This is a genomic window from Leifsonia sp. Root227 (assembly GCF_001428745.1).
Lineage (GTDB): Bacteria > Actinomycetota > Actinomycetes > Actinomycetales > Microbacteriaceae > Leifsonia.
Map to the genome: position 1 here is coordinate 616,909 of NZ_LMIO01000001.1, position 24,694 is coordinate 641,602.

At 68.5% G+C, this 24,694-nt stretch carries 25 protein-coding genes; 18 read left to right on the forward strand and 7 right to left on the reverse strand.

Annotated elements, in window-relative coordinates:
* Nucleotides 1-16: 16 nt before the first annotated feature.
* Nucleotides 17-1,585 (reverse strand): ABC transporter permease, encoded by a 1,569-nt coding sequence (locus tag ASE16_RS02900; protein ID WP_055890375.1) that lies wholly within the window; start codon nt 1,583-1,585, stop codon nt 17-19.
* A 176-nt stretch (nt 1,586-1,761) separates the two neighbouring features.
* On the opposite strand from ASE16_RS02900, the gene ASE16_RS02905 reads away from it, so the two are divergent.
* The 9 genes from ASE16_RS02905 to ASE16_RS02940 all read left to right on the forward strand — a co-directional run bounded on the left by ASE16_RS02905 (nt 1,762) and on the right by ASE16_RS02940 (nt 8,930).
* A complete protein-coding gene (locus tag ASE16_RS02905) occupies nt 1,762-2,517 on the forward strand; it encodes a response regulator transcription factor (protein ID WP_235500366.1) in 756 nt (251 codons plus the stop codon).
* Entirely contained in the window at nt 2,514-4,094 is a 1,581-nt protein-coding gene (locus ASE16_RS02910) for a sensor histidine kinase (RefSeq protein ID WP_055890378.1), read from the forward strand. The genes ASE16_RS02905 and ASE16_RS02910 overlap by 4 nt, the downstream gene beginning before the upstream one ends.
* Nucleotides 4,091-4,867, forward strand: a complete 777-nt coding sequence (locus ASE16_RS02915) for an alpha/beta fold hydrolase (RefSeq protein WP_055890381.1) — start codon at nt 4,091-4,093, stop codon at nt 4,865-4,867. Before ASE16_RS02910 ends, ASE16_RS02915 begins: the two co-directional genes overlap by 4 nt.
* Nucleotides 4,868-5,101: 234 nt before the next feature.
* A complete protein-coding gene (rplJ, locus tag ASE16_RS02920) occupies nt 5,102-5,617 on the forward strand; it encodes a 50S ribosomal protein L10 (protein ID WP_055890383.1) in 516 nt (171 codons plus the stop codon).
* A 61-nt stretch (nt 5,618-5,678) separates the two neighbouring features.
* Nucleotides 5,679-6,065 (forward strand): 50S ribosomal protein L7/L12, encoded by a 387-nt coding sequence (gene rplL, locus ASE16_RS02925; RefSeq protein ID WP_055890386.1) that lies wholly within the window; start codon nt 5,679-5,681, stop codon nt 6,063-6,065.
* 232 nt (nt 6,066-6,297) lie between these two features.
* Nucleotides 6,298-6,441 (forward strand): hypothetical protein, encoded by a 144-nt coding sequence (locus tag ASE16_RS19600; RefSeq protein WP_157480029.1) that lies wholly within the window; start codon nt 6,298-6,300, stop codon nt 6,439-6,441.
* Between the two features lie 67 nt (nt 6,442-6,508).
* Nucleotides 6,509-7,150, forward strand: a complete 642-nt coding sequence (locus ASE16_RS02930; protein WP_055890387.1) for a class I SAM-dependent DNA methyltransferase — start codon at nt 6,509-6,511, stop codon at nt 7,148-7,150.
* Nucleotides 7,151-7,182: 32 nt separating this feature from the next.
* Nucleotides 7,183-7,647 (forward strand): MarR family winged helix-turn-helix transcriptional regulator, encoded by a 465-nt coding sequence (locus ASE16_RS02935; protein WP_055890389.1) that lies wholly within the window; start codon nt 7,183-7,185, stop codon nt 7,645-7,647.
* 44 nt (nt 7,648-7,691) lie between these two features.
* Nucleotides 7,692-8,930 carry an MFS transporter gene (locus ASE16_RS02940; protein ID WP_055890391.1) on the forward strand — a complete coding sequence of 413 codons (1,239 nt, stop codon included), beginning with the start codon at nt 7,692-7,694 and terminating at the stop codon, nt 8,928-8,930.
* Between the two features lie 245 nt (nt 8,931-9,175).
* Here ASE16_RS02940 and ASE16_RS02945 read toward each other — a convergent pair whose 3' ends face one another.
* The 5 genes from ASE16_RS02945 to ASE16_RS02965 all read right to left on the reverse strand — a co-directional run bounded on the left by ASE16_RS02945 (nt 9,176) and on the right by ASE16_RS02965 (nt 13,765).
* Nucleotides 9,176-10,183: a LacI family DNA-binding transcriptional regulator gene (locus tag ASE16_RS02945; RefSeq protein WP_055890393.1), complete on the reverse strand. Its 1,008-nt coding sequence runs from the start codon at nt 10,181-10,183 to the stop codon at nt 9,176-9,178.
* Nucleotides 10,184-10,198: 15 nt separating this feature from the next.
* Nucleotides 10,199-10,447, reverse strand: a complete 249-nt coding sequence (locus ASE16_RS02950; RefSeq protein ID WP_055890395.1) for a hypothetical protein — start codon at nt 10,445-10,447, stop codon at nt 10,199-10,201.
* A 2-nt stretch (nt 10,448-10,449) separates the two neighbouring features.
* Nucleotides 10,450-11,364, reverse strand: coding sequence for a carbohydrate ABC transporter permease (locus tag ASE16_RS02955; RefSeq protein ID WP_055890397.1), 915 nt, complete (start codon nt 11,362-11,364; stop codon nt 10,450-10,452).
* Nucleotides 11,364-12,398, reverse strand: a complete 1,035-nt coding sequence (locus ASE16_RS02960; RefSeq protein ID WP_055890399.1) for a carbohydrate ABC transporter permease — start codon at nt 12,396-12,398, stop codon at nt 11,364-11,366. The genes ASE16_RS02955 and ASE16_RS02960 overlap by 1 nt, the downstream gene beginning before the upstream one ends.
* Nucleotides 12,399-12,481: 83 nt before the next feature.
* Nucleotides 12,482-13,765, reverse strand: a complete 1,284-nt coding sequence (locus ASE16_RS02965) for an ABC transporter substrate-binding protein (RefSeq protein ID WP_055890401.1) — start codon at nt 13,763-13,765, stop codon at nt 12,482-12,484.
* Between the two features lie 136 nt (nt 13,766-13,901).
* On the opposite strand from ASE16_RS02965, the gene ASE16_RS02970 reads away from it, so the two are divergent.
* Together ASE16_RS02970 and ASE16_RS02975 are read left to right on the forward strand one after the other, a co-directional pair.
* Complete coding sequence (locus ASE16_RS02970; RefSeq protein WP_055890403.1) at nt 13,902-15,788, forward strand: ABC transporter ATP-binding protein; 1,887 nt, start codon at nt 13,902-13,904, stop codon at nt 15,786-15,788.
* A gap of 50 nt (nt 15,789-15,838) precedes the next feature.
* The gene (locus ASE16_RS02975) at nt 15,839-17,092 is read left to right on the forward strand and encodes an Nramp family divalent metal transporter (protein ID WP_055890405.1); all 1,254 of its coding nucleotides are present in this window, start codon (nt 15,839-15,841) and stop codon (nt 17,090-17,092) included.
* A 5-nt stretch (nt 17,093-17,097) separates the two neighbouring features.
* On the opposite strand, the gene ASE16_RS02980 is transcribed toward ASE16_RS02975, so the two are convergent.
* Entirely contained in the window at nt 17,098-17,766 is a 669-nt protein-coding gene (locus ASE16_RS02980) for a metal-dependent transcriptional regulator (RefSeq protein ID WP_055890407.1), read from the reverse strand.
* A gap of 49 nt (nt 17,767-17,815) precedes the next feature.
* Here ASE16_RS02980 and ASE16_RS02985 point away from each other — a divergent pair, with 49 nt between their 5' ends.
* The 7 genes from ASE16_RS02985 to ASE16_RS03015 all read left to right on the forward strand — a co-directional run bounded on the left by ASE16_RS02985 (nt 17,816) and on the right by ASE16_RS03015 (nt 24,679).
* Entirely contained in the window at nt 17,816-19,180 is a 1,365-nt protein-coding gene (locus ASE16_RS02985; RefSeq protein WP_055890408.1) for a cystathionine beta-synthase, read from the forward strand.
* Between the two features lie 20 nt (nt 19,181-19,200).
* The gene (locus ASE16_RS02990; protein WP_055890410.1) at nt 19,201-20,340 is read left to right on the forward strand and encodes a cystathionine gamma-synthase; all 1,140 of its coding nucleotides are present in this window, start codon (nt 19,201-19,203) and stop codon (nt 20,338-20,340) included.
* A 34-nt stretch (nt 20,341-20,374) separates the two neighbouring features.
* On the forward strand, nt 20,375-21,061 hold the full coding sequence (locus tag ASE16_RS02995; protein ID WP_055890412.1) for an alpha/beta fold hydrolase: 687 nt from the start codon (nt 20,375-20,377) through the stop codon (nt 21,059-21,061).
* A 294-nt stretch (nt 21,062-21,355) separates the two neighbouring features.
* On the forward strand, nt 21,356-22,672 hold the full coding sequence (locus ASE16_RS03000; RefSeq protein ID WP_235500289.1) for a sodium:proton exchanger: 1,317 nt from the start codon (nt 21,356-21,358) through the stop codon (nt 22,670-22,672).
* 7 nt (nt 22,673-22,679) lie between these two features.
* Nucleotides 22,680-23,192 (forward strand): GNAT family N-acetyltransferase, encoded by a 513-nt coding sequence (locus ASE16_RS03005; protein ID WP_055890413.1) that lies wholly within the window; start codon nt 22,680-22,682, stop codon nt 23,190-23,192.
* Nucleotides 23,189-24,331: a glutamate--cysteine ligase gene (locus ASE16_RS03010; protein ID WP_055890415.1), complete on the forward strand. Its 1,143-nt coding sequence runs from the start codon at nt 23,189-23,191 to the stop codon at nt 24,329-24,331. Before ASE16_RS03005 ends, ASE16_RS03010 begins: the two co-directional genes overlap by 4 nt.
* 69 nt (nt 24,332-24,400) lie before the next feature.
* Nucleotides 24,401-24,679, forward strand: a complete 279-nt coding sequence (locus tag ASE16_RS03015) for a hypothetical protein (RefSeq protein WP_055890417.1) — start codon at nt 24,401-24,403, stop codon at nt 24,677-24,679.
* Nucleotides 24,680-24,694: the final 15 nt, after the last annotated feature.

A 24,694-nucleotide genomic window follows, 5' to 3' on the forward strand; every position in this document is an offset into this window, starting at 1 on the left:
TCTCTCCTTGGGTGGGTCAGGCGACCGAGCGCAGGGCTGCGGCAGGACGGAGACGGGATGCGCGCCATCCGCCGATGGCGCCGGCGAGGAGGCCGCCGAGGACGGCGAGGCCGACGGCGATGACGATCACCCAGACGGTGACGGGGGCGTGCAGGGCGATGTCCGTCGTGGCGTTGGCCGCTGCGCTGCGCACTCCGGCGAATCCGCCCGTGCCGCCGCCGAAGCCTCCGCCGCCGAAGCCGCCTTCCGCGCTGCCCGTGCCGGCGCCTCCGCCCGTTCCCGTGCCTGTCCGTGCCGCCGCTTCGACGGTGCTGCCGCCGACGCGGCCGGAGAGGGTCGGGGAGATCACGTTGACGATGAGAACGCCGACGAGGCCGACCGCGACGCCGATGACGCCGCCGATCAGACCCTGCACCACCGACTCGCCTGCCACCTGACCGACGATCCGGCCGTTGGACCAGCCGATCGCCTTGAGTGTGCCGAACTCCCTGGTGCGGCGGGTGACGCCGGAGATGGTGAACAGGATCGCGATGAGGAACGCGGCGGCGAGCACGATGATCGACAGCCAGGTGCCGAGGTTGGCGATCAGGTCGCCTGCCGTGCCGAGCGAGCCGGAGACACTGGATGCGAGGTCTGCCTGGGTGCTGATGGTCGCCTTCGGCAGGGCCTTGGTGAGGTCGGACTTGATCTGGTCGATGTCGCTGGCGGACGCCGCGGTCACGTAGACCGAGCTGACCTTGTCGGTCTGGCCGGACAGCTTCTGGGCGACGTCGAGCGGGATGTACGCGTTGGCTGCCGTAGTGGAGTCGCTGCCCGTCGCCGCCACGATGCCGACGACCTTGAAGTCCGTGCCGCCGATCGTGACAGTGTCTCCCACGGCCTTGCTGCCGGTCTTGGCATACGCCTGGTCGAGGACCACCACGTCCTTGCCCGCGTCGGACGCCGCGAACGCGCGCCCGCTGGAGAGGGTGACCGAGGAGAGCGGCCCGACAGACTTGCCCGCTGGGTCGAGGCCGAGGACGGAGAAGGAGTCGACGCTGAACGAGCTTCCGCCTGCGCCGTCCGAGCCGCCGGTCGGCGCCGGGTTCGGCACGGTGGCTTCTCCGCCCGTCCCGCCCGCCTGGCGCTGCTCGCGCAGCTGCTGGAAGTTGGGGAGGGTGCCGGAGAAGCTGGTGTTGGTCAGCGAGAGCACGGAAGCGGCAGCGGAGACGTTGTCCACCTTCTTGACCGTGGCGAGGGTGGTCGCATCCATCACCGTCGCGCCGCGGGTGGGCTCGAGGCGGGACGTGTTCACCGAGCGGCCTGCGCCGGTGTCCGTGCCGGCGTTCGCCCCGAAGTCGAAGCGCGGGCCGCCGCCCTGCGCCTGGTTGGTGGTGGCGCTCTGCGCGGTCGCCGGCTCGCTCACGGTGATGTCGGTGCCGACGCCGTAGACCGACTGGAGGACACTCGCCTGTGCTGCTTTCACCCCCGCGGAGACGGAATTGACGATGATGACGAGTGCGATCGCGAGGGCCATGCCCACCGCGATGATCACTGTCTGCTTGCGGCGATTGAGGAGTTCGCGCCGCAGATAAGTCCCGAACATGCTGTTTCCGTATCTCTGGGGTCGGCTAGGGGCGATCTGGACGTTAGGAGCGCGGAATTTGGGAGGACTATGGCGCGGCTATGTTTTGGCTGTGTGCGGGGTCGAAGGCTCACAGAATTCCCATAGCTTTCGCATAGCCCTCATCAAGAGCACTCCTCATAATGAGAAAGGTGACCATGAACTCGCGTGCCGCCTCCGGCACCTCCACCCAGCCCCGTAGCCTGTTGCGCCGCGCAGACGGCACCGCGATCCGCGTGCTCGTCGTCGACGACGAGTCCACGCTCACCGACCTGCTCTCGATGGCGCTGCACTACGAGGACTGGGATGTGAAGACCGCATCCAACGGCCAGCAGGCGCTGCAGCTGTCCCGCGAGTTCAAGCCGGACGTGGTCGTGCTCGACATCATGCTGCCCGACATCGACGGACTCCAGGTGCTGTCCAGGATGCGCGCCGACGGCAACGAGGCCCCCGTCCTCTTCCTCACCGCGAAGGACTCGCTCGACGACCGCATTGCCGGTCTCACGGCGGGCGGAGACGACTACGTCACCAAGCCGTTCAGCCTGGAGGAGCTGGTCGCCCGCCTGCGCGGACTGCTGCGCCGGTCCCGTGCCGCCGTCGCAGACGAGAGCGACCCGGTGCTGATCGTCGGCGACCTCGTCCTCGACGAGGACAGCTACGAGGTGCACCGCGACGGCCAGCAGATCCAGCTCACCGCCACCGAGTTCGAGCTGCTGCGCTTCCTGATGCGCAACCCCCGCCGGGTGCTCAGCAAGACGCAGATCCTCGACCGCGTCTGGAGCTACGACTTCGGTGGATCGTCCAGCGTGGTCGAGCTGTACATCTCTTACCTGCGCAAGAAGATCGACTCCGGCCGCGCCCCGATGATCCACACCGTGCGCGGCGCCGGTTACATGGTCAAGGCGGCACAATGACGACAGCCCGCGCGACGGGCACACCGACCGACACCCCGGCAGGCACGCGCGGGATGCGCGGCCTGGTCAAGCGCATCCGGCCGTTCCGCTCGTGGACGCTCCGCAGCCGCGTCGTCCTCGTGGTCGTCGCGATGCTCGCCGTGCTCGGCGCGGTGATCGGGACGGTCAGCGTCGTGGCGTTGCAGGGCTACCTCATCAGCAGGCTCGACGGCCAGCTCACCAGTGCGCTCGTCCGCGGCCAGCACGCGGCCGACCGCATCAACGCGGGCGGCCCGACCAGCCCGCAGGCGGCGGGCGTCGTGCAGACGCCCGGTCAGCCGACGGGCACTCTCGGCGCGGTGCGCAGCGCGAGCGGAGGGCTCCTCTTCCCGCCCGTGGTGCTCGCGGATCAGCCCACCACCACGAACCAGCCGCTCGAGCCGAAGCAGGTCACGATCAACGGGCTCGCCCTGCTGACGGTCCCCTCCGACGAGAAACCGCACACCGTCGATCTCGGCGAGGCGCTCGGCTCGTACCGCATCGCCGCGGCGCGCCTCGACAACGGCGACAGCGTCATCATCGGCCTGCCCCTGAGCGATGTGAACGCCACCGTCTCCCAGCTCACCCTCGTGATCGTGCTGGTCACGCTGGCCGGGCTGATCTTCGCCTTCCTGATCGCGAGCTTCGTCGTGCGGCTGGCGATGCGCCCGCTCGCCCGCGTCGCGGGCACGGCGCAGCAGGTGGCGGAGATGCCGCTCGACCGCGGCGACGTCGCGCTGTCCGTGCGCGTCCCGGAGGCGGACACCGACCCGCACACCGAGGTCGGCACGGTGGGTGCCGCTCTCAACCGGATGCTCGGCCACGTCGCCTCCGCGCTGACCGCCCGCCAGGCGAGCGAGCAGAAGGTGCGGCAGTTCGTCGCGGACGCCAGCCACGAACTGCGGACCCCGCTCGCCTCCATCCGGGGGTACGCCGAGCTGACCAGGCGCTCGCCGCACGAGTTGCCGACGGACGTGACGCGGTCGCTCGGCCGGATCGAGTCGGAGGCGACGAGGATGACCTCGCTCGTCGAGGACCTGCTGCTTCTCGCCAGGCTCGACGAGGGCCGCGAGCTCGACCGCGACCCCGTCGACCTCTCCATGCTGCTGATCGACGCGTTGAGCGACGCGCACGCCGCCGGCCCGGATCACAGCTGGTCGATCGTCCTGCCCGAGGAGCCTGTCGAAGTGATCGGCGACCAGCCGCGCCTCCATCAGGTGGTCACCAACCTGCTGGCGAACGCCCGCGTGCACACCCCGGAGGGCACGAAGGTCGTCGCCGAGCTCGCGGTCGACGCGGAGAACCATCGCGCCGTCATCTCGGTGAAGGACAACGGCCCAGGCATCCCGGACGAGGTGCGTTCAACGCTGTTCGAGCGGTTCGCCAGGGGAGACAGCTCCCGCAACCGCGCGACGGGCTCGACCGGGCTCGGCCTCGCGATCGTCAGCGCGGTCGTGGAGGCCCACGGGGGAGAGCTCACGGTGGAGAGCGAGCCGGGCGAGACCGTCTTCGCGGTGTCGCTGCCGCTGGAGGACCGCGAAGGCGAGGCGGAGGAATGACGCCAGACATCCTCGCCACGGCCCACTACGGCGATGCTGACGCCGAGCCGCTGCTGTTCATCCGCGCCCTCCCCGCCGAGGTCGACAACCCGCGTGGGGTCGACCGCCTCATCGAGCGGCTGATCGTACGCGGACCGGCCAGGGTCAACCGCGTGCACGCCGTCGGGCGTCCCGCCTACCTTCCGACCGACTTCGACATGTCGGAGATCGCGGACATCTACGGGCGGTATGTGCGCGAGCACTTCGACCGTCCCGTGGCCCTGATGGGGCTGTCGACGGGGGCGAGCGTCGCGCTGCAGCTCGCCGCCGACCAGCCGGACCTCGTGAAGTCGCTCGTCGTCGCCGCCGGCTCAGGCCGGCTCGGCTCACGCGGCCGGGCGATCCAGCGCAGGTACGTCTCCCTCCTCGCCGCCGGCGACCGCCGCGCGTATGCCGAGCTGGCGAGCGCGACCATGAACTCGAAGCACTTCGACCCGATCGTGCGGCTGGCCAGCCGTCTCGCCCCGAAACCGGACGACCCGGAGAGCCTGATCGCGCTCGTCCGCGCGGAGGACCGCTTCGACGTCTTCGACAGGGTGGACCGCATCACGGCTCCGACCCTGATCCTCTCTGGTGAGCGCGACGTCTTCTACCCGCCGGAGCTCGGTCGTGAAACGGCGAAGCGAATCCGGCACGCCAGCCACATCGTCTATCGCGGCCGCGCCCACGGCGGCGTCCCGCTGCACCCGCACTTCGCGCAGGACATCGCCGGGTTCCTGGCCGCCAGTGCCTGATTTGCGCCTGCCGCCCTCATCCCGTACGCTGTACGAAGCCAAAGACCGCTGGTTGTCGTGCTCGCATGACAAGAAGATCCACTCAGGTGGGCGCCCGCGCAGGTGTATGAAGCAGTTCTCGCAGGTTCTCCTGCGTCGCCAGCTCCGTGCCTCTGCGCCGGAGCTTTTTTCATGCCGGCGGTCTGGGCGCACATCGCTCCCGCGGTGTGCGACGTAGATATAGAGGAGTAGGCCATGGCGAACAAGGAAGCCACGGTTGCCGAACTCGAGAACCTGTTCACGAGCTCGACCGCCGTTCTGCTGACCGAGTACCGCGGTCTCACTGTTGCTCAGCTCAAGACGCTGCGCAAGTCCATCAGTGAGCACGCGACGTACGCCGTGGTGAAGAACACGCTGACCAAGATCGCTGCCAACAAGGCCGGGATCTCGTCGTTCGATGAGGAGCTCGTCGGCCCCTCCGCGATCGCTTTCGTTCACGGTGACCCTGTCGCCGTCGCGAAGTCGCTGCGTGACTTCACCAAGGCAAACCCTCTCCTGGTGGTCAAGGGTGGTTACTTCGACGGTAACCCGCTGACCGCAGAAGAGGTAGGCAAGCTCGCCGACCTCGAGTCCCGTGAGGTTCTGCTGGCCAAGCTGGCCGGCGCCTTCAAGGCCTCGCTGTTCGGAGCCGCATATCTGTTCAACGCACCGCTGTCGAAGGCCGTTCGCACGGTCGACGCGCTGCGTGAGAAGCAGGAGTCCGCTGCGTAGTCCATCCCTCGGGATGCACTTCCAGCGGTGAGTAAACGAGAAAGAATCTAAGGAGAAAATCATGGCAAAGCTGTCGACTGACGAGCTGCTCGAGGCGTTCAAGGAGCTCACGCTCATCGAGCTGAGCGAGTTCGTGAAGAAGTTCGAGGAGACCTTCGAGGTCACCGCCGCCGCCCCCGTCGCCGTTGCTGCGGCCGGTGCTGGCGCTGCCGCTCCCGCGGAAGAGGTCGAGGAGAAGGACTCCTTCGACGTCGTCCTCGAGGCTGCCGGTGACAAGAAGATCCAGGTCATCAAGGAGGTGCGCGCACTCACCAGCCTCGGCCTCGGTGAGGCGAAGGCCCTCGTTGACGGCGCTCCGAGCACCGTGCTCGAAGGCGCCAACAAGGAGACCGCAGAGAAGGCAAAGGCTCAGCTCGAAGAGGCTGGCGCCACCATCACCCTCAAGTAGTCTGCGCCCCATCGGGGCTCTTTCTACCGCAGGTTGACTGCCGGAACGCGACGCGGACTCCTCGCAAGACGAGTATCCGCGTTGTGAAGGGCGTCGCCCCCGCAACGGGGCGACGCCCTTCGTGCGTTTAACGACGCCGATCGACGTGGATGCTCGACCACCCACCGCGTCCGATCGCGCCCGCCTGCGTGCATCGGTGTGCAAGGACGCACAACCGTAAGGAAGAACCACGATGAACCGATCCAGGTGGCGTGCATACGCCGCATACTGGCGCGACCTGACCGTCGCGACCCTCGCGGGCGAGACCAGGGAGAGCTCTGCTCACCCGCCGGATCTGTACCGCAGCATCGCTCTGTACGAGCGATTCCTGCGGTAGCCCCCGACCCGTGAGAACGCCCCCAGTCGGTAGCTGGGGGCGTTTCCTCTTTCTCTAGACTGCTGGCATGACCGAGCATCCCGATGTCGTCGCCACCAGAGCGGCTTACGACGCCGTCGCCGTCGACTATGCGGCGCTGCTGCGCGACGAGCTGGCGGGGAAGGCGCTCGACAGGGCGATGCTCGCGGCGTTCGCCGAGCACGTGCAGACGGCAGGTGGGGGAGAGGTGGCCGACCTGGGCTGCGGACCAGGGCGGGTGACCGTGCACCTGGCGGGGCTGGGGCTGGACGCGTTCGGCGTCGACCTGTCGCCCGCGATGGTGGAGGTGGCACGCGAGACATACCCGGAGCTGCTGTTCGAGGTCGGCACGATGGCCGCGCTCGAGCTTCCCGATGCCGCCCTCGCCGGGGCTGTGGCCTGGTACTCGATCATCCACACTCCTCGAGAGCGGCAGCACATCCTGTTCGCGGAGTTCGCGCGGGTGGTGCGCCCAGGGGGCTGGCTGTTGCTGGCGTTCCAGGTGGGCGACGACGTCGTGAGCCTGCGGCACGCGTACGGCCACGATCTGGAACTGGATGCGTACCGCCAAGACCCCGACCGCATCCACGAACTGCTGGCGGCGTCCGGTTTCACCGAGCATGCACGGCTCGTGCGCGAGCCCGTCGCGCCGGAGAAGGTGCAGCAGGCGTACGTGCTCGCGCGCCATTGATTTATATAGCAAAGCTATATATAATTGTCAGCATGACACACAGCACCCCCAGTGATCTCCGGAACACGATCGGCGACCTCGTGGTCGCCAGTCACCGGCTGACACGTCTCGCCGTCCGCGTCACGGGCAACACGGAATCGCCGGCCGTCTGGCGCACCCTCAGCGTCCTGCAGGCCTCCGGCCCCATGCGCCTCGGCGAACTCGCCGCGCAGAGCAGGGTCTCTCAGCCCACCATGACCAAACTCGTCCGCAATCTCGTCGAGTCCGAGTGGGTCAAGCGCATCGCGGACACCGACGATGCGCGGGCCTGGCAGATCGCTGCCACCGCCAAGGGTGAGACCGCGCTGCAGAACTGGCGCGACGAGCTGTCCGGGGCCCTCGTGCCGATGTTCGAGGACCTCACAGAAGACGAAGTGGCCGCCCTGCGTGCCACCGTGCGCATCCTCGGGTCCCGCGTCGGCCTCTCCGCCCCGGCGGAGCCCGTGATCGCGCACTGACGAAAGCACCACCCACCACCGAACCATCGGAGCCCATCACCTCTATGTCTCACGACAAACCAAGCAACCTCCTCAAGCAGCCGACCGCCGTCTGGGCCGTCGCCTTCGCCTCCGTCATCGCCTTCATGGGCATCGGACTGGTCGACCCCATCCTCCCCGCGATCGCGAAGAGTCTGCAGGCCACCCCGACCGAGACCGAGATGCTGTTCACCAGCTACCTGCTGATCACCGGCATCGCGATGTTCTTCAGCAGCTGGATCTCTAGCCGCATCGGAGCGAAGAAGACCCTGCTCATCGGACTGGCGCTGATCGTCGTGTTCGCCCTCGCGGCAGGGCTGTCCCAGAACGTCGAGTCCATCATCGGCTTCCGCGCAGGCTGGGGACTCGGCAACGCGCTCTTCATCTCCACCGCTCTCGCCACGATCGTGGGAGCGGCTGCGGGAGGAACGTCGTCGGCGATCGTCCTCTACGAGGCCGCGCTCGGTCTCGGCATCGCGATCGGCCCCCTGCTCGGCGGCCTGCTCGGCAGCTGGAGCTGGCGCGGACCGTTCTTCGGCACGGCCACCCTCATGGCGGTCGGCTTCATCGCCATCGTCCTGATGCTCAAGAAGTCGCCGGAGAAGCCGCAGCCGACCAGCCTGGGCGCGCCGTTCAAGGCTCTGGCGAAGCCGGCGCTCGGCTTCCTCGCCGCCGCGGCCCTGTTCTACAACATCGGCTTCTTCGTGCTCCTGGCGTACACGCCGTTCGCCCTCGTTCCGCTCGGCGTCGAGGACGCGATCTCGCTCGGCCTCATCTTCTTCGGGTGGGGCGTCGCGCTCGCGATCACGTCGGTCTGGGGTGCGCCGCTCCTCACCAGGCGGCTGCCGCGCACCAGGGTGCTCTGGATCGTGATGCCGCTGCTCGCCATCGACCTGCTCGCCGCCGGCCTGCTGATCGGCTCGCTCGTCGGACTCATCGTCTGCGTCATCGTCGGCGGCCTGCTGCTCGGCGTGCTGAACACCGTGCTCACCGAGTGCGTGATGGAGGCCACCGACCTGCCTCGGTCCGTCGCATCCAGTGCGTACTCCGGTGTCCGGTTCCTCGGCGGAGCCATCGCACCGCCGGCGGCGACGCTGCTGGCCGACACGATTTCGCCCGCGACGCCGTTCTTCGCAGGAGCCGTCTCGGTGCTGGTCGCGGTCATCCTGATCGTGGCCGGGCACCGCTACCTCAAGCGGGTCGACGGCGTCGAGGAGTCGGGGGTCGAGGAGGCGGAAGCCGTGTCCGTCGGCGACGCAGTCTGACGCCGAAGCGCGCGCAGCCTCGGTCGCAGCGTCCGCGAATTCGAAGAGCCGCCCTGTTCCTAGGCAGGGCGGCTCTTCCCGTTCGCGAGTTAGGAGCTCACGAACGGGCGACATCGACAGCAGTTGATCGCGCCTACCCGAAAGGCACGATCAGCCGGACGTTCGCTCGGCTATTCTTTCAGATCGGTAAGCACTGCACCTATCAGGCAGGCCGCCGCGCGTGTCGGGACGCGAATGAGCGAGGCTCAGGGCCGTGGCGCCGTCGACCCGCGGAGCGTGAGTTTCGCGCTCGAGCGGACGGACCGGCTGCGCGGTTCTCCGCCTGCCAGCTCGTCCAGCAGGATGCGGGCGGCCACCGCCCCCTGATCGAACGGGTCCTGCGACATCGTCGTGAGCTGGAACGACTCCGCGAAATCGTGGTTGTCGATCCCGATCACGGACAGGTCGTCCGGCACGGAGAGACCGTGATCGGCCGCAGCGAGCATCGCGCCCATCGCCATCTCGTCCGACGCGGCGAAGACGGCGGTCGGGCGCGGACCAGGCCGGTCGAGCAGGGCGTTCATCGCCGCGCGCCCGAGCGGGAGGGAGAACCCGCCGGGGACCACCCACTCCGGCCGCACGGGGAGTCCGGCGTCGCGCATCGCCTGCTGGAAGCCGTGCAGGCGTCCGACAGGGACCTGCTTGTTCAGGCCCTCTTCGTCCTCGCCGCCGATATGCGCAATGTCCGTGTGTCCCAGCCCGATCAGGTGCTCCGTGGCGATGCGCGCGGTGGCCTTCTCGTCGATGCCGACGCTACGCAGTCCCTTCACCGGCCCGCCGACGACGATGGTCGGGTGGCCGAGCGAGGCGAGCTGGTGCCGTTCATCCGCCGTGAAGTCGAGGCACAGCGCGAGCAGAGCGTCCGTCCTCTTGCGCAGGATGCTGCGGTGGAAGACCCGCTCTCTGTCGCCGCGGTGCCCTCCCAGATTGAACAGGATCATGTCGTAGCTGGCGGCGCGCAGCTCGGCGTCGACGCCCTCCAGGACCGACGTGTAGAACCAGCGGCTCACCGAAGGGACGACGACGCCCATCGCGAGCGTCCGGCCGCTCGCCAGCCCGGAGGCGCTCGATGAGGCGACGTAGCCGAGCTCGTCCGCCGCACGCCGCACGGCAGCGCGTGTCTTGTCCGACACGTTCGGCAGCCCGCGAAGCGCCCTGGACACGGTCGCCGTCGAGACGCCCGTCGCGCGCGCGACCTCGTCGATCCCTGCCATGCTCGTCCCTCGTCGTCAGGAGCCCTGGTGGGGCATGGTGACGCGTTCGTCGTCCCCCTCCGGCCGACGCGACGCCGCGATGCGGAGCCGCGCCTGCCAGAGGAGCACGAGGATGAGAACGAGAGCCAACAGTGTCAATGCCCAGCCGAGGGCATCGGCGCCCGTGAGCTCGCTCACGATCGTAACGATCAGGAACGCGAACGCGAAGAACCCGACGATGCCGATGCCGACGTCGACCACTTCCAGCGAATCGTCCCAGCGCATGATCAGCCCTTCACACCACCGGCGGTGAGCCCGGCGACGATGCGGCGCTGGAAGATCAGCACCAGGATGACCAGAGGAACCGTCACGATCGTGCCGGCCGCCATGACGGCGGTGTACGGCTCCTGGTGCGGCTGGCTGCCGGCGAAGGAGGCGATGGCGACGGTGACGGGCTGCGTGGCGTCACTCGACAGCTGACTGGAGATCAGGTACTCGTTCCAGGAGGAGATGAACGCCAGGATCGCCGTCGTGAACACCGCGGGAGCGGCGAGCGGCAGGATGATCTTCCGGAAGGCCTGCGCCTGCGTGCATCCGTCGATTCGTGCCGCCTCCTCCAGGTCCCACGGCATCTCGCGGAAGAACGAGGTGAGCGTGTAGACCGTCAGCGGGAGCACGAACGAGATGCTCGGGATGATCAGGGCCTGGTACGTGCCCATCCAGCCGATGTTCGTGAAGAGCTGGAACAGCGGCGTGATGAGGGCGACGCCGGGGAACATCGACGCACCGAGGATGAGCCCGAGCACGATGCCCTTGAACTTGAATTCGAGGCGGGCGAGCGCGTACGCGGCGAACGTGCCGACCAGGAGGGCGATGATCGTGACGCAGGCTCCGATGAACAGCGAGTTCAGGAGCGCCTGGCCGAGATGGTTGCCGAGCTTGGTGGAGAACGCCGTCGCGTAGTTGTCCCAGGTGAAGTGGGTGAACCACGGCGTGGTGTCGAAGGTGTACCCGACATCGCGGAACGAGGTCACGACCATCCAGTAGAACGGCAGCAGGCACCAGAGCACGATGATGATCGCGCTGATCCCGGTGCGGATGCCCGCGTTGCGCTGGCGCGACTTCGTCTTGGACTTCTGCTTGGTGCGGGGGAGGGCGTTCGCTTCGGCGGTGGCAGCTGCCGGCCCGGCGACGGTGGTCATCACTTCGCTCCCTTCTGCTGGGCTTCCTGGGTTCTGACGACGTTGGTCCCGAGGAACCTGACGAAGATGAACGCCACGAGGAAGATGAGGATGAACGTGATCGTCGACAGGGCGGAGGCGCTGTTGAAGCCCTGCCTGATCTGATCGACCACGAGGATGGAGAGGGTGGTCGTGGCATTACCGGTGCCACCACCTCCGCCGGTGAGGATCGCTGGCAGGTCGTAGATGCGGAGGGCGTCGAGCACGCGGAACAGCACGGCGACGAGCAGAGCCGGTTTCACCAGCGGCATCGTCACCCGCCAGAACCGCTGCCAGGTGGTGGCGCCGTCGACCTTGGCGGCCTCGTACACCTCCTCCGGGATGATCTGCAGCCCGGCCAGGATGAGCAGGGCCATGAACGGCGTCGTCTTCCAGGTGTCGGCGATGATCACCGCGAACCTGGATGCCCACTCATCACTCGTCCAGAGGATGTGCGCGCCGAGCACGGCGTTGGCGATACCGGCGACCGAGAAGATGAAGTACCAGAGCTTCGCGGTGACGGCGGTCGGGATGGCCCACGGCACCAGGATGGCGGCGCGGACGAGGCCGCGGCCGCGGAAGGTGCGGTTCATGATGAAGGCGAACCACATCCCGAGCACGGTCTCCAGGACCACGGTGGTGACGGTGAAGAAGAACGTGACGAAGACGGCGTTCCAGAACTGCGAGCCCAGGTTGCCGGGCGGGCAGGTGATGCTCTCGCCGTTGGGGCCTGCGCACTGCTGGAACAGCCAGTGCGCGTAGTTCTGGAATCCGGCGAAGCCGCCCTGCACGAACAGGCCGGTGGCCGGGTCGAGTCCGGCGTCCTTCTGGAAGGACATGATGATCGCGCTGACGACCGGGTAACCGATGACGACAGCGAGGAGGACCAGGGTGGGGAGGATGAGATAGAGCGCCCAGCGACCTTGCTGACGGCGGTTCTTCTTCACCCCGGCGCGCAGTTGCGGCGACTTGGGGTTCTGGGTTCCTGGCGGGGCGACGACGTTCGACGTTGACATGTGAGGCCTCCGAGACGGGGTTCAGGGGAAGGGGACCGGGCGGCGGGAGAGTTCCCGCCGCCCGGTGGCCGCATCCGGTCGGGTTATCCGGCGCTCGCGGTCTTGATGGCCGCAGCCATGTCCTTCAGCGCCTGGTCGACCGACTTGTCACCCTTCAGCGCTGCGTAGGAGTTGTCCTGCACCGCCTTCGTGATGGCCGGGTAGAACGGCGACACGGGACGCGGGACGGCGTTCTCGATCGACGTCTTCAGGGTCGACAGGTACGGCAGCTGCGTGTTCAGGCTCGCGTCGTCGTACAGCGACGACAGCACGGGAGCCAGCGAGCCCTGGGTCACGAAGAACTTCTGGGTCTCTTCGCTCTGCAGGAACTTGAGGAACGCGAACGCTGTCGCCTTGTGCTTCGAGTAGACGCTGATCGCCGCGTTGTGACCACCGAGGCTGGAGACGCCCGGCTTGTCGGCGGTGACGCCGGGAAGCGGTGCGATTCCGAAGGTGTCCTTCACGGTCGAGCTGCCGTCCGTCTTGGCCAGGTTGTACACGTACGGCCAGTTGCGCAGGAACAGGAGCTTGCCTGCCTCGAACGCCTGGCGTCCCTGCTCCTCCTGGTATGTGATGGCCTCAGCCGGGATCTGCCCGTTCTTGAAGCCATCGGTCAGGCGGGTGAGTCCGGCGTTGGCCTCGGAGCTGTCCACGGTGACGGTCTTGCCGTCGTCGCCGACGATGGTGCCTCCGTTGGTGTTGATGGCCTCAGCCACGTTCACCGTCAGACCCTCGTACTTGGCGAACTGGCCTGCGTAGCAGCCGATGCCCTTCGCCTTGGCGATGTCGCAGTCCTTGAGCATTTCGTCCCAGGTCTTCGGCGGCGTCGGAACGAGGTCCTTGCGGTAGTAGAGGATGCCGCCGTCCGAGGTCTGCGGCGCCGCGTACTGGGTGCCGTTGTACGTGCCGGACTTGACGGTCGGTGCCAGAAGCGCCGAGTTGTCCATCTTGAGGTCGCCGGTCAGCGGCTGCAGCCAGCCCTTGGCGGCGAACTCGCCTGTCCACACGACGTCGACGTCGACGACGTCGTAGCCGGAGTCCTTGGCCTGGAAGTGCTGGACGAGGTCGTCGTGCTGCTGGTCCGCCTGGTCGGACTGCTCCTTGAAGGTGACCTTCTCATCCGGGTGGGCCGCGTTCCACTTGTCGACGAGCGGGCGGACGACGTTCGAGTTGTCCTTGCCCTGAACGTAGGTGATCGGGCCTTTCGACGTGAGGTTGGCGCTGGCGTCCCCGCCCCCGCTGCCCCCTGAACCACCACCGGTGCATCCCGCCAGCGCGAGGCCGACGACGGCCACTCCGGCGATCACCGAGAGACGTGCTGCTTTCATTTCACTCCTCGTTGAGCTCTTGGTGCAGGCGCGGGTGCGCCCTGCACGGACGCTACCCCCGTGTGCGGGTGCAATGCAAGCGTTTACGTCAAGCGCTTGCATCACGGTTGTGTCACGCCGGGTCTACGCTGAAACCATGAGCGGGATGCGCGGCATGGCCGGCGGTGGAGGCGGCGGTCGCGGCCGGGTGAGCGGCGGAGACGCGGAGGCGCAGAAAGCGCTGAACGCGACGGCGCCCAAGATCCCGCACCTGTTCCGGCGCATCACGACGCTCTTCGCCCCCCACAAGACCGCGATCATCGTCACGATGGTGCTCGTGCTCATCGGAGCGGCCCTGTCGGTGGTGCCCCCGTTGCTCACCCAGCGGGCGTTCGACGATGGGCTGTTCCCGAAGAGCGGCAAGCCGGACATGGAGGCGCTGATCACGATCGTCGTCGTGATGATCGTGGTGTTCGTCGGGTCGGCGCTGCTCGGCGTGTGGCAGACCTATCTGACCTCGTCGGTGGGCAACAAGGTGATGGGCGCGCTGCGGGTCCGGCTGTTCTCGCACCTGCAGTCGATGGAGCTGAGCTTCTTCACCAAGACGAAGACGGGCATCATCCAGTCCAGGCTGCAGAACGACGTCGGCGGTGTGGCCAACGTCCTCACCAACACGATGTCGAGCATCCTGGGCAACACTGTGACGGTGATCGCGGCGTTCGTCGCGATGATCCTGCTCAACTGGCAGCTCACCATCGTGGCCGTCATCCTGATGCCGATCCTGGTCATCGCGCAGCGCAGGGTCGGCCAGGTGCGCGCGCGGATCGCGACGAAGACGCAGGAGTCGCTGTCCGATATGACGGCGATCACGCAGGAGACGCTGAGCGTGTCCGGCATCCTGCTCTCGAAGAGCTTCAACAGGCAGGCCGCCGAGGTCGGCCGGTATTCCGACGAGAACGAGAACCAGATCCGGCTGCAGGTGTCGCAGTCGATGAGCGGTCAGTGGTTCTTCGCGATGGTGAACATCTTCCTGTCGTCCATCCCCGCCATCGTCTATCTGGTGTCCGGCTGGCTCGTGCTCGGCGGCGCCACCGACATCACAGCGGGCACGATCGTGGCGTTCACCACCGTGCAGGCCAGGCTCCTGTTCCCGCTGCTCGCCCTGATGCGGGTGGCGCTCGACCTGCAGACCTCCGGCGCGCTGTTCGCCCGCATCTTCGAATACCTCGACCTGAAGCCGGCCATCTCCGACCGTCAGGATGCGACCCCCGTCGACCCGGAGCGGGACCTCGGCCGCGTCGAATTCGACCACGTCGTGTTCCGCTACCCCGATGCGCGCGAGGGGGAGAGGAACACCCTCGACGACGTCTCCTTCGTGATCGAGCCCGGCGAATTCGCCGCGTTCGTCGGCCCGTCCGGTGCAGGCAAGACGACCGTCTCGTACCTCATCCCGCGGTTCTACGACGCGACGAGCGGACGCATCCTGTTCGGCGACACGGACATCAGGTCGCTGCAGCAGGACTCCCTGGTCTCGCACATCGGCATCGTGAGTCAGGAGACATACCTCTTCCACGCCACGATCGCGGAGAACCTTCGATACGCCAGGCCGGATGCGACGCAGGCGGAGATCGAGGAGGCCACCAGGAAGGCGAATATCCACGAGACGATCGCGAGCTTCCCCGACGGCTACGACACGCTCGTCGGAGAGCGTGGCTACCGGCTCTCCGGTGGGGAGAAGCAGCGCATCGCGATCGCCAGGGTGCTGCTCAAAGACCCGGAGGTGCTGATCCTCGACGAGGCGACCAGCGCCCTCGACTCCATCTCGGAGCGGGTGGTGCAGCAGGCGCTCGACACCGCATCCAGGGGCAGGACCACCATCGCGATCGCCCACCGGCTGTCCACGATCGTCGCGGCCGACGTCATCTTCGTGATCGACCACGGGCAGCTCGTCGAGCACGGAACGCACAGGGAACTGCTGGAGCGCGGCGGCGTGTACGCGGGCCTCTACCGCGAGCAGACGGAGGGCGCGCTGCTCGACGACTGAGTGTTAGGCTAGCCTAACAATTCAGTTAGGGGCTTGCGATGGCGGATGCGATGACGGCGAAGGAGCAGCGCTCCTCCCGCGCGCGCCGCCCGTCCACCCGCCTCTGGTTCCTGCTCGGGCCGGCGTTCGTGGCCGCAATCGCCTACGTCGACCCCGGGAACGTCGCCGCCAACCTCACCGCGGGCGCGCAGTACGGCTACCTGCTCGTCTGGGTGCTGGTCGCAGCCAACGTGATCGCTGTCTTCGTGCAGTACCAGTCGGCGAAGCTCGGGATCGTCACGGGCCGCAGCCTTCCGGAACTGCTCGGCGCACGCCTCGGCACCGGGGGCAGGCGGGCGTTCTGGGTGCAGGCGGAGCTGGTCGCCGCCGCGACCGACCTGGCGGAGGTGATCGGCGGAGCCATCGCGCTCAATCTGCTGTTCGGCCTCCCGCTTCCGCTCGGCGGCCTGGTCGTCGGCGTTGTCGCGATCGGCATCCTCGCCATCCAGTCGCGCAGGGGGCAGCGGCCGTTCGAGGCGGTCATCCTCGGGCTGCTCGGCGTGATCTCGATCGGCTTCCTCGCCGGCCTGTTCGTGAGCCCAGTCGACTGGGGCGCGGCGGCAGGCGGACTCGTTCCCCGGTTCGACGGCGCCCCGACCGTCCTGCTCGCGGCGAGCATGCTTGGCGCCACGGTGATGCCGCACGCGATCTACCTGCACTCCGCCCTCGCCCGCGACAGGCACGGCCACGCCACCACTCCGGATGCGCGTCGCAGGCTGCTGCGGGCCACCCGCGTCGACGTCGTGGCCGCCCTCGTGCTCGCCGGGGCCGTGAACATCGCCATGCTGCTGCTCGCCGCAGCCTCCCTCGGCGGTGCCGCAGGGACGGACACGATCGAGGGGGCGCACGCCGCGATCACGGCAGCCCTCGGCCCCGTGGTGGGGATCGCGTTCGCAGTCGGCCTGCTCGCGTCAGGGCTCGCATCCACCTCGGTCGGCAGCTATGCGGGGGCGACGATCATGGCGGGGCTGCTGACGGTGCGCATCCCGTTGCTGACGCGCAGGGTGGTGACGCTCATCCCCGCCATCGCGATCCTCGCGCTCGGCGTCGAACCGACCTGGGCGCTCGTCGTCAGCCAGGTGTTCCTGAGCCTCGGCATCCCGTTCGCGATGATCCCGCTCCTGAGGCTCACCGGGTCGAAGGCCGTGATGGGAGACAGGGCGGACAGCGTCTGGATGCGCGTGGCAGGGGTCGGGATCGCGGCCCTCGTGGTGGTGCTCAACATCGCGCTGGTGGTGCTGACAGTGGGGGAGTGGGTCGGCTGACGAGGTCAGTCGCCCGCCACCCACACCGCGCCGGCTGCCGTCTGGCCGAGCACGATCTCCGCGTCGCCCAGCCGCACGGTGACGTCGCCGGCGAACTCGCGGTGCTCGTCGACGCTCAGCTCGGCGTCCGGCACGATGCCGCGCTCGGCGAGGTAACGCAGGATGGCCGGCTCGGCGTCGGAGATGCGCGACACCGTCAGCCGCACGCCGGTGCGGGCGGCGAGCAGGGGCGTCGCGTCCGGCCGGTGGGCCGTGCCGTCCGCGGTCGGGATGGGGTCGCCGTGCGGGTCGCGGGACGGGAAGCCGAGCCTGCGGTCGATGCGGTCGATCAGCCCGTCGGAGACCGCGTGCTCGAGCACCTCCGCCTCGTCGTGCACCTCGTCCCAGCCGTAGCCGAGCTCCTCCACCAGGAACGTCTCCAGCAGCCGGTGCCTGCGCACCATCGCGACGGCGTGGTGGCGGCCGGTCTCGGTCAGCTCGATTCCGCCGTACGGCTCGTGCACGAGCATCCCCTGGTCGACGAGGCGGCGGATGCCGTCGGAGATGGTGGCTGCGCGCACGCCCAGGCGCTCTGCGAGCTGCTTGACGGTGATCGGGGTCTCCGACCATTCGGTCGCCGACCAGATCACTTTGAGGTAATCCTGGGCCACGGTCGAGAGGTCGGACACTGGCATGACGTAATTCTACGGGCGGTCCGCACGCGGCACTGTTACGGTTGGTCGCGTGAATTACGCAGAGACCATCATCGACTTGGTCGGCGACACTCCGCTCGTGAAGCTCAACAGGCTGACCGACGGAATCGCGGCGACGGTGCTCGTCAAACTCGAGTACCTGAACCCCGGAGGTTCGTCGAAGGACCGCATTGCAACCCGCATCATCGACGCTGCGGAGAAGGAAGGGCTGCTGAAGCCAGGCGGGACGATCGTCGAACCGACGAGCGGCAACACCGGCGTCGGGCTCGCGCTCGTCGCCCAGCAGCGCGGATACAAGTGCGTGTTCGTGCTTCCGGACAAGGTGGGTGAGGACAAGCGCAACGTCCTCACCGCATACGGGGCGGAGATCGTGGTGACGCCGACCTCGGTGGCGCCGGAGCATCCTGATTCCTACTACAGCGTCTCCGACAGGCTCGCGGCGGAGATCCCCGGCGCGTTCAAGCCCAACCAGTACTTCAACCCGAACGGGCCGCGCAGCCACTACGAGACCACGGGTCCAGAGATCTGGCGCGACACCGACCAGAAGGTGACGCACGTCGTCATCGGCGTCGGAACTGGCGGCACCATCAGCGGCACAGGCCGCTTCCTCAAGGAGGCGTCGGACGGCGCGGTGCGTGTGATCGGCGCCGACCCAGAGGGGTCCGTCTACTCCGGCGGCACGGGGCGGCCGTACCTGGTCGAGGGCGTCGGAGAGGACTTCTGGCCAGGCGCGTACGACCCCACTGTGGTGGATGAGGTCATCGCCATCTCCGACGCAGAGTCGTTCCACGTCACGCGTCGGCTGGCGCGCGAGGAGGGCATCCTGGTCGGCGGCTCCAGCGGCATGGCAGTCGCCGCGGCGCTCCGCGCGGCGAAGGACCTCACCGCTGACGACATCGTCGTGGTGATCCTGCCGGACGGCGGACGCGGCTACCTCGCCAAGATCTTCAACGACAAGTGGATGCGGTCGTACGGCTTCAGCGACGTGCCGGACGAGGCCACGGTGCACGACGTCATCAAGACCAAGCGCGGCGACCTGCCCGACCTGGTGCACACGCATCCATCGGAGACCGTGCGCGACGCCATCCAGATCATGAACAAATACGGCGTATCGCAGTTGCCGGTGCTCACCGCAGAACCGCCCGTGGTGATGGGCGAGGTGGCAGGGGCGCTCGACGAGACCTCACTGGTGGATGCCGTGTTCAGCGGCCGTGCAGCGATGACGGACGACGTCGGCGCTCACGTGGGCGACCCGTTCCAGCTGATCGGCGTCAACGAGTCGGTCAGCGCGGCCCGCACGGCTCTCGCGACCGAGAACGCCCTGCTGGTGACGGAGGACGGCAAGCCCGTCGCCGTGCTCACCAGGCAGGACCTCCTCAACTTCCTCAGCGAATAGAAAGAACAGCAGACAGAACCATGAAGTTCGCAACACAGGCCATCCACGTCGGCCAGGAGTTCGACCCCACGACCGGCGCGATCATCCCGCCGATCTACCAGACCTCGACCTTCGTGCAGGACGGCGTCGGCGGCCTCCGCGGCGGCTACGAGTACAGCAGGGGCGGCAACCCCACCCGCACCTCGCTCGAGACGCTGCTCGCCGCCCTCGAAGGCGGCACGAGCGCGCTGTCGTTCGCGTCCGGCCTCGCCGCCGAGGACGCCCTGCTCCGTGCCGTGCTCCAGCCGGGCGACCACGTGGTGCTCGGCAACGACGTGTACGGCGGGACGCACAGGCTGATCAACCGCATCCACGGCGCGTGGGACATCCGCAACACCACGGTGGACCTCACCGACCTGGATGCGGTGCGCACCGCTCTGCAGACCGACCGCACCCGCGTGCTCTGGATCGAGACGCCGAGCAACCCGCTGATGAAGATCAGCGACATCGCGGCGCTGGCGGAGCTCGGCCACGCGGTCGGCGCGCTGGTCGTCGTGGACAACACGTTCGCATCCCCTGCGCTGCAGCAGCCGCTGTCGCTCGGCGCGGACGTGGTGGCGCACTCGACCACCAAGTACCTCGGCGGCCACTCCGACGTGCTCGGCGGCGCCCTCGTCTTCTCCGACGAGGAGCTGGCGAGCAAGGTGCAGTTCATCCAGTTCGCCGCCGGTGCCGTGTCTGCGCCGATGGATGCCTGGCTCACCACGCGCGGCATCAAGACGCTCGCCGTGCGGATGCAGCGTCACACCGAGAACGCGCAAGCCATCGCGGAGACCCTGGTCGGCCGCGCGGGGATCGACGCCGTCTACTACCCCGGCCTGCCGACCCACCCTGGCCACGAGCTGGCCGCCCGCCAGATGAGCGGCTTCGGCGGAATGCTGTCCGTCGCGCTCAGCGGAGGGGCCGACGCTGCGCGCCGGTTCGCGGAGTCGACAGAGGTGTTCCAGCTCGCCGAGTCCCTGGGAGGGGTCGAGTCGCTGATCGGCTACCCGAGCGAGATGACGCACGCCTCCGTTCGCGGCACGGAACTCGAGGTTCCAGACAACGTCATCCGCCTCTCCGTCGGCATCGAGGACGTCTCCGACCTCCTCGCGGACATCGACCAGGCGCTCTCGCGCTAGGACCCACCATCGCAGAGGGGACGCTGACCAGCTGATGCGGTACATCCTGCTTCCCGGCGCAGGCGGCGCCGGATACGTCTGGCACCGCGTCGCCGAGCAGCTCAGCGCTCGCGGGCTGGATGCGGTCGCCGTCGACTTCGAGACAGGAGACGGCCACGCGCTCGCCGAGTACACGGCGGCGGCGGTCGCTGCCGCGGACGGCGCGGACGATGTGGTGATCGTCGCGCAGTCGATGGGCGGCTTCACGGCCGCACTCGCGGCGCAGGTGCTCCCGGTGAGCCGCATCGTGTTCCTCAACGCGATGATCCCCGTGCCGGGTGAGTCGGCGGAAGGCTGGTGGGAGGCGGTCGGTCACGGCCCCGCCATGCGGGAGAACGACATCGCAGAGGGGCGCGACCCCGACGCCGAGTTCGACCTCGACCTCTACTTCCTCCACGATCTTCCGCAGGAGGAGCGCGACGGCCTCGAGCAGCAGGAGGGCGAGCCGGACTCGGCGGAGATGTTCGCAGAGGCGTGCGACTTCCCCGGCTGGCCGGACGTGCCCATCACGGTGATCGTCGGCGAGGACGACCGGCTGTTCCCCGCCGCCTTCCAGGAGCGGGTCGCGCGCGAGCGACTTGGCGTGGATGCGCACCGCGTGCCTGGCGGGCACCTCGCCGCCCTGGCGCATCCGGAGCAGATCGTGGAGCTTCTCTTGCCGGGCGGCCGAACGGCGGAATGAGCCTGACCTGAGTCGCCGTGTCAGCCTGGCCTAAACGCTGGGAAGGTGCCCAGCCGGTTCACAGGATCGCGCGCATCCGGGCAGGATGGAAGGCATCGAAGGGGAGTAGTTCCCACCGCCGCGAGACGGCGAAGCGGTGCGTCGACATACTGGCGGGTCACGGTGACCTGCCCGGCGCCCCACCCGAACGGCATGGTCCGTGCGGGCGAACGAGACCTTCGGTCGGCCATTCACGGCGACCGAGTCACCCCTGCACTCTTCTCGGTCGCTGCCTGTGATCGAAAGGGTCTCCCCGTGTCGAATACTCACCGTCCCGCACCGCCAGGAACAGCGCAGGCGCCCGCATCAACCTGGCGCCGCCTCGTCATCCCGCTCGGGATCGTCGCGCTGATCGCCGCCCAGGGCGTCGCCCTGCGGCTGACCGGCGTTCACGTCCCGCCGCTCCTCGGGGTGCTCGCGTTCGGCGTCGCGATCGTCGCAGCCGCCTTCGCCCTCGCGTGGGCGGGGGAGGCCGCCGAGGTCGACATCTCCGGAGGCCTCGCGGTGGGGCTGCTGGCGATCATCGCGATCCTGCCCGAATACGCCATCGACCTGTACTTCGCGTTCACCGCGGGCTCCGACCCGTCGCAGGCGCAGTATGCGGCGGCGAACATGACAGGCTCCAACCGGCTGCTGCTCGGCTTCGGCTGGCCGTTCATCCTGCTGATCGCGTTCCTCGCCTTCCGCGCAGCGCGGCGCCGTCGCACGCCTGTCGATCCGGACGTGCAGGCCACGCCGTTCGCCATCGTGCTGCCGCGCGACAACCGCGTGGAGCTCGGCCTCCTGCTGGTCGCCTCCGTCCTCACCCTGCTGATCCCGCTCACCGGACAGATCCACGTCGTGCTCGGGGTGCTGCTGCTCGCCCTGTTCGCGTACTACCTGTGGCGGGTGTCGACCGGGGAGAGCGACGAGCCGGAGCTGGTCGGCGTCGCGCACAGCATCGGCACACTGCCCACCCGCGCCCGCCGGACGACCGTCATCGCGATCTTCGTGCTCGCCGCCGTGATCATCCTGCTGCTCGCCGAACCGTTCGCGAACAGCCTCGTCGAGGGCGGCCGGTCGCTCGGCATCGACGACTTCCTGCTGGTGCAGTGGCTGGCGCCGCTTGCGTCCGAAGCCCCCGAGTTCGTGATCGCGGTGATCTTCGCCCTGCGCGGCAAGGCGGCGATGGGCATCGGCATCCTGCTCGCCAGCAAGGTCAACCAGTGGACGGCGCTGGTCGGCACCCTCCCGATCGCGCACCTCATCGGCGGCGGAGGTCTCGCCCTTCCGATGGATGGGCGCCAGGTCGAGGAGTTCACCCTGACGGCGACGCAGACCATCCTGGGCGTGGCCATGCTGCTCACCCTCCGGTTCAGCGGGCGCTGGGCCGTCGCCCTGTTCGTCCTGTTCGCCGCGACGTTCGTGTTTACCACGACCGAGGCGCGCCTGATCGTGTCCGCCGTGTATGCAGTGCTCGCCGTCACCCTGTTCGTCCTGCGCAGGCGCACGCTGCTGCCGACGCTCGCGGCGCCGTTCCGGTTCGGGAAACGGGAAGCGCCTGCCGTGCTGGAGGAGGAGCGCGCGGGATGATCGAGGGATGACGACGACCATCCGCCCCGCCACCGCAGCCGATGCCACGGCGGTCCTCCGCCTCTTCGACGACGCCATCGCCTGGTTCGTCAGCATCGGGAACACCCGGCAGTGGGGCACCGAACCGTTCTCCACCCAGCAGAAGCAGGTGGACAGGGTGACCGGCTGGGTCGCGGAGCCGGGCGCGTGGGTGGCCGAGCATCCGGATGCGGGGGTCGTCGGGGCGCTGATCCTCGGCGATGCGACCGACTATGTCCCTGCGGCGACAGAGCCGGAGCTCTACGTGAAAGTGCTGATCGGCTCCCGCGACCCGCGAGCGAAGGGCACGGGCAGGGCGCTCCTCGCGTTCGCCGACGAGCAGGCGAAAGCGGCGGGCGTCCGGATGCTGCGCGTCGACTGCTACGCGGGAGCCACGGGCGACCTGGTGAGGTTCTATGAGTCGTGCGGTTACGTCACGACAGACACGTTCCTGGTGGGGGACTGGCCAGGGCAGGTGCTGGCGCGGATAGTTGGTGCATGAGGACTTTCGGGGTGGAGGAAGAGCTGCTGCTCGTCGACGAGCACACCGGCGCCCCGCGAGCCGTCGCACCCCAGGCGCTCGCCGCGGCGGCGGGCGACGACGAGCCGGGGCGCGGCCAGGGAGAGGCCGCCCCGGAAGTGGCCGCGGAGATCCACCAGGAGATGCTCGAGACGCAGACCAGGCCGCTGACCTCCACCGGCGACCTCCTGGCCGACATCGTGGCAGGCAGGGAGCGCGCGGACCAGCTGGTCCGCCCGCTCGGCGTGCGCGCGGCGGCGCTGGCGATGTCTCCGCTGCCCGTCCAGCCGCATCCCACGGAGAAGGAGCGCTACGGCGAGATGATGCGGAGGTACGGGGCCACCGCTCACAAGACGCTCGTCTGCGGCTGCCACGTGCACGTCGGCATCGCGTCGCGCGAGGAGGGCGTCGCGGTGCTCGACCGCATCCGCACCTGGCTGCCCGTGATCCTCGCGCTGAGCGCCAACTCGCCGTTCGCGGACGGCGCGGACACCGGGTACGCGAGCTTCCGCTTCCTCACCTGGCACCAGTGGCAGAGCGCAGGGCCCACGGAGGTGTTCGGCTCCGTCGAGGAGTACGACCGGTTCGAACGGGTGCTCGTCGACACCGGCGTCATCCTCGACTACGGAATGGTCTACCTCGACGCCCGGCTGTCGCACAAGCAGCCGACGGTCGAAGTGCGCATCGCGGACGTCTGCCTGGATGCGCGGGATGCCGTCGTCCTCGCCGCCATCGTCCGCGCGCTGGTCGACACGGCGGCGGAGGAGTGGCACGCGGGTGTGCAACCCTCCGATCTGCCGTCCGCTGCGCTGCGGCTGGCCGGGTGGCAGGCGGCGCTGACCGGCACGCAGGGCAGGCTGCCGCATCCACAGCACGGGGCCGGCGCATCCATCGCTGACGCGCTGGACGCCTTGCTCGCCCACATCGGAGCCGCCCTCGAGGCGAACGGCGACCTGGAGCTGGTGCGCGACGGGCTCGAGCGCATCGTCGCTGCAGGCGGAGGGGCCGGCAGGCAGCGGGCGGCGTTCGCCGTGCGCGGGAGTCTGGAGGACGTGGTCTCCGCAGCGGTGGATGCGACGCACGAGCTGAGCAGGTCGGGCGACGATCTGTCCGTGCTCTGATCCGCGGTCGGCGCAATACGGCTCAACACCCGCTATCGCACCGCGGTGTTTGCGAATACTCTGCCGGACATGACCGGGAAGCAGCTCGACCACCAGCACGCGGTCTACAGCTACGGCACGACGCCGCTCACACTCATGTACAGCCCGACGGCGACCGCGGCGTGGGAGGTCTACTACGGCGGGGAGTACCTCGGCCTGATCGAGGAGGTGCACCTCGACGGCGAGGCGTGGCCGCGGTTCGTTGCGCGACTCCCCGGCGAGGAGGAGGGCACAGAGGTGGGCGACGGCGTTCCGGCGTCGGACTGGCGGCTCGCAGTGGAGGTGCTCGCGGCGCACGCAGGACTCTGACCGGCGGCGCATAGC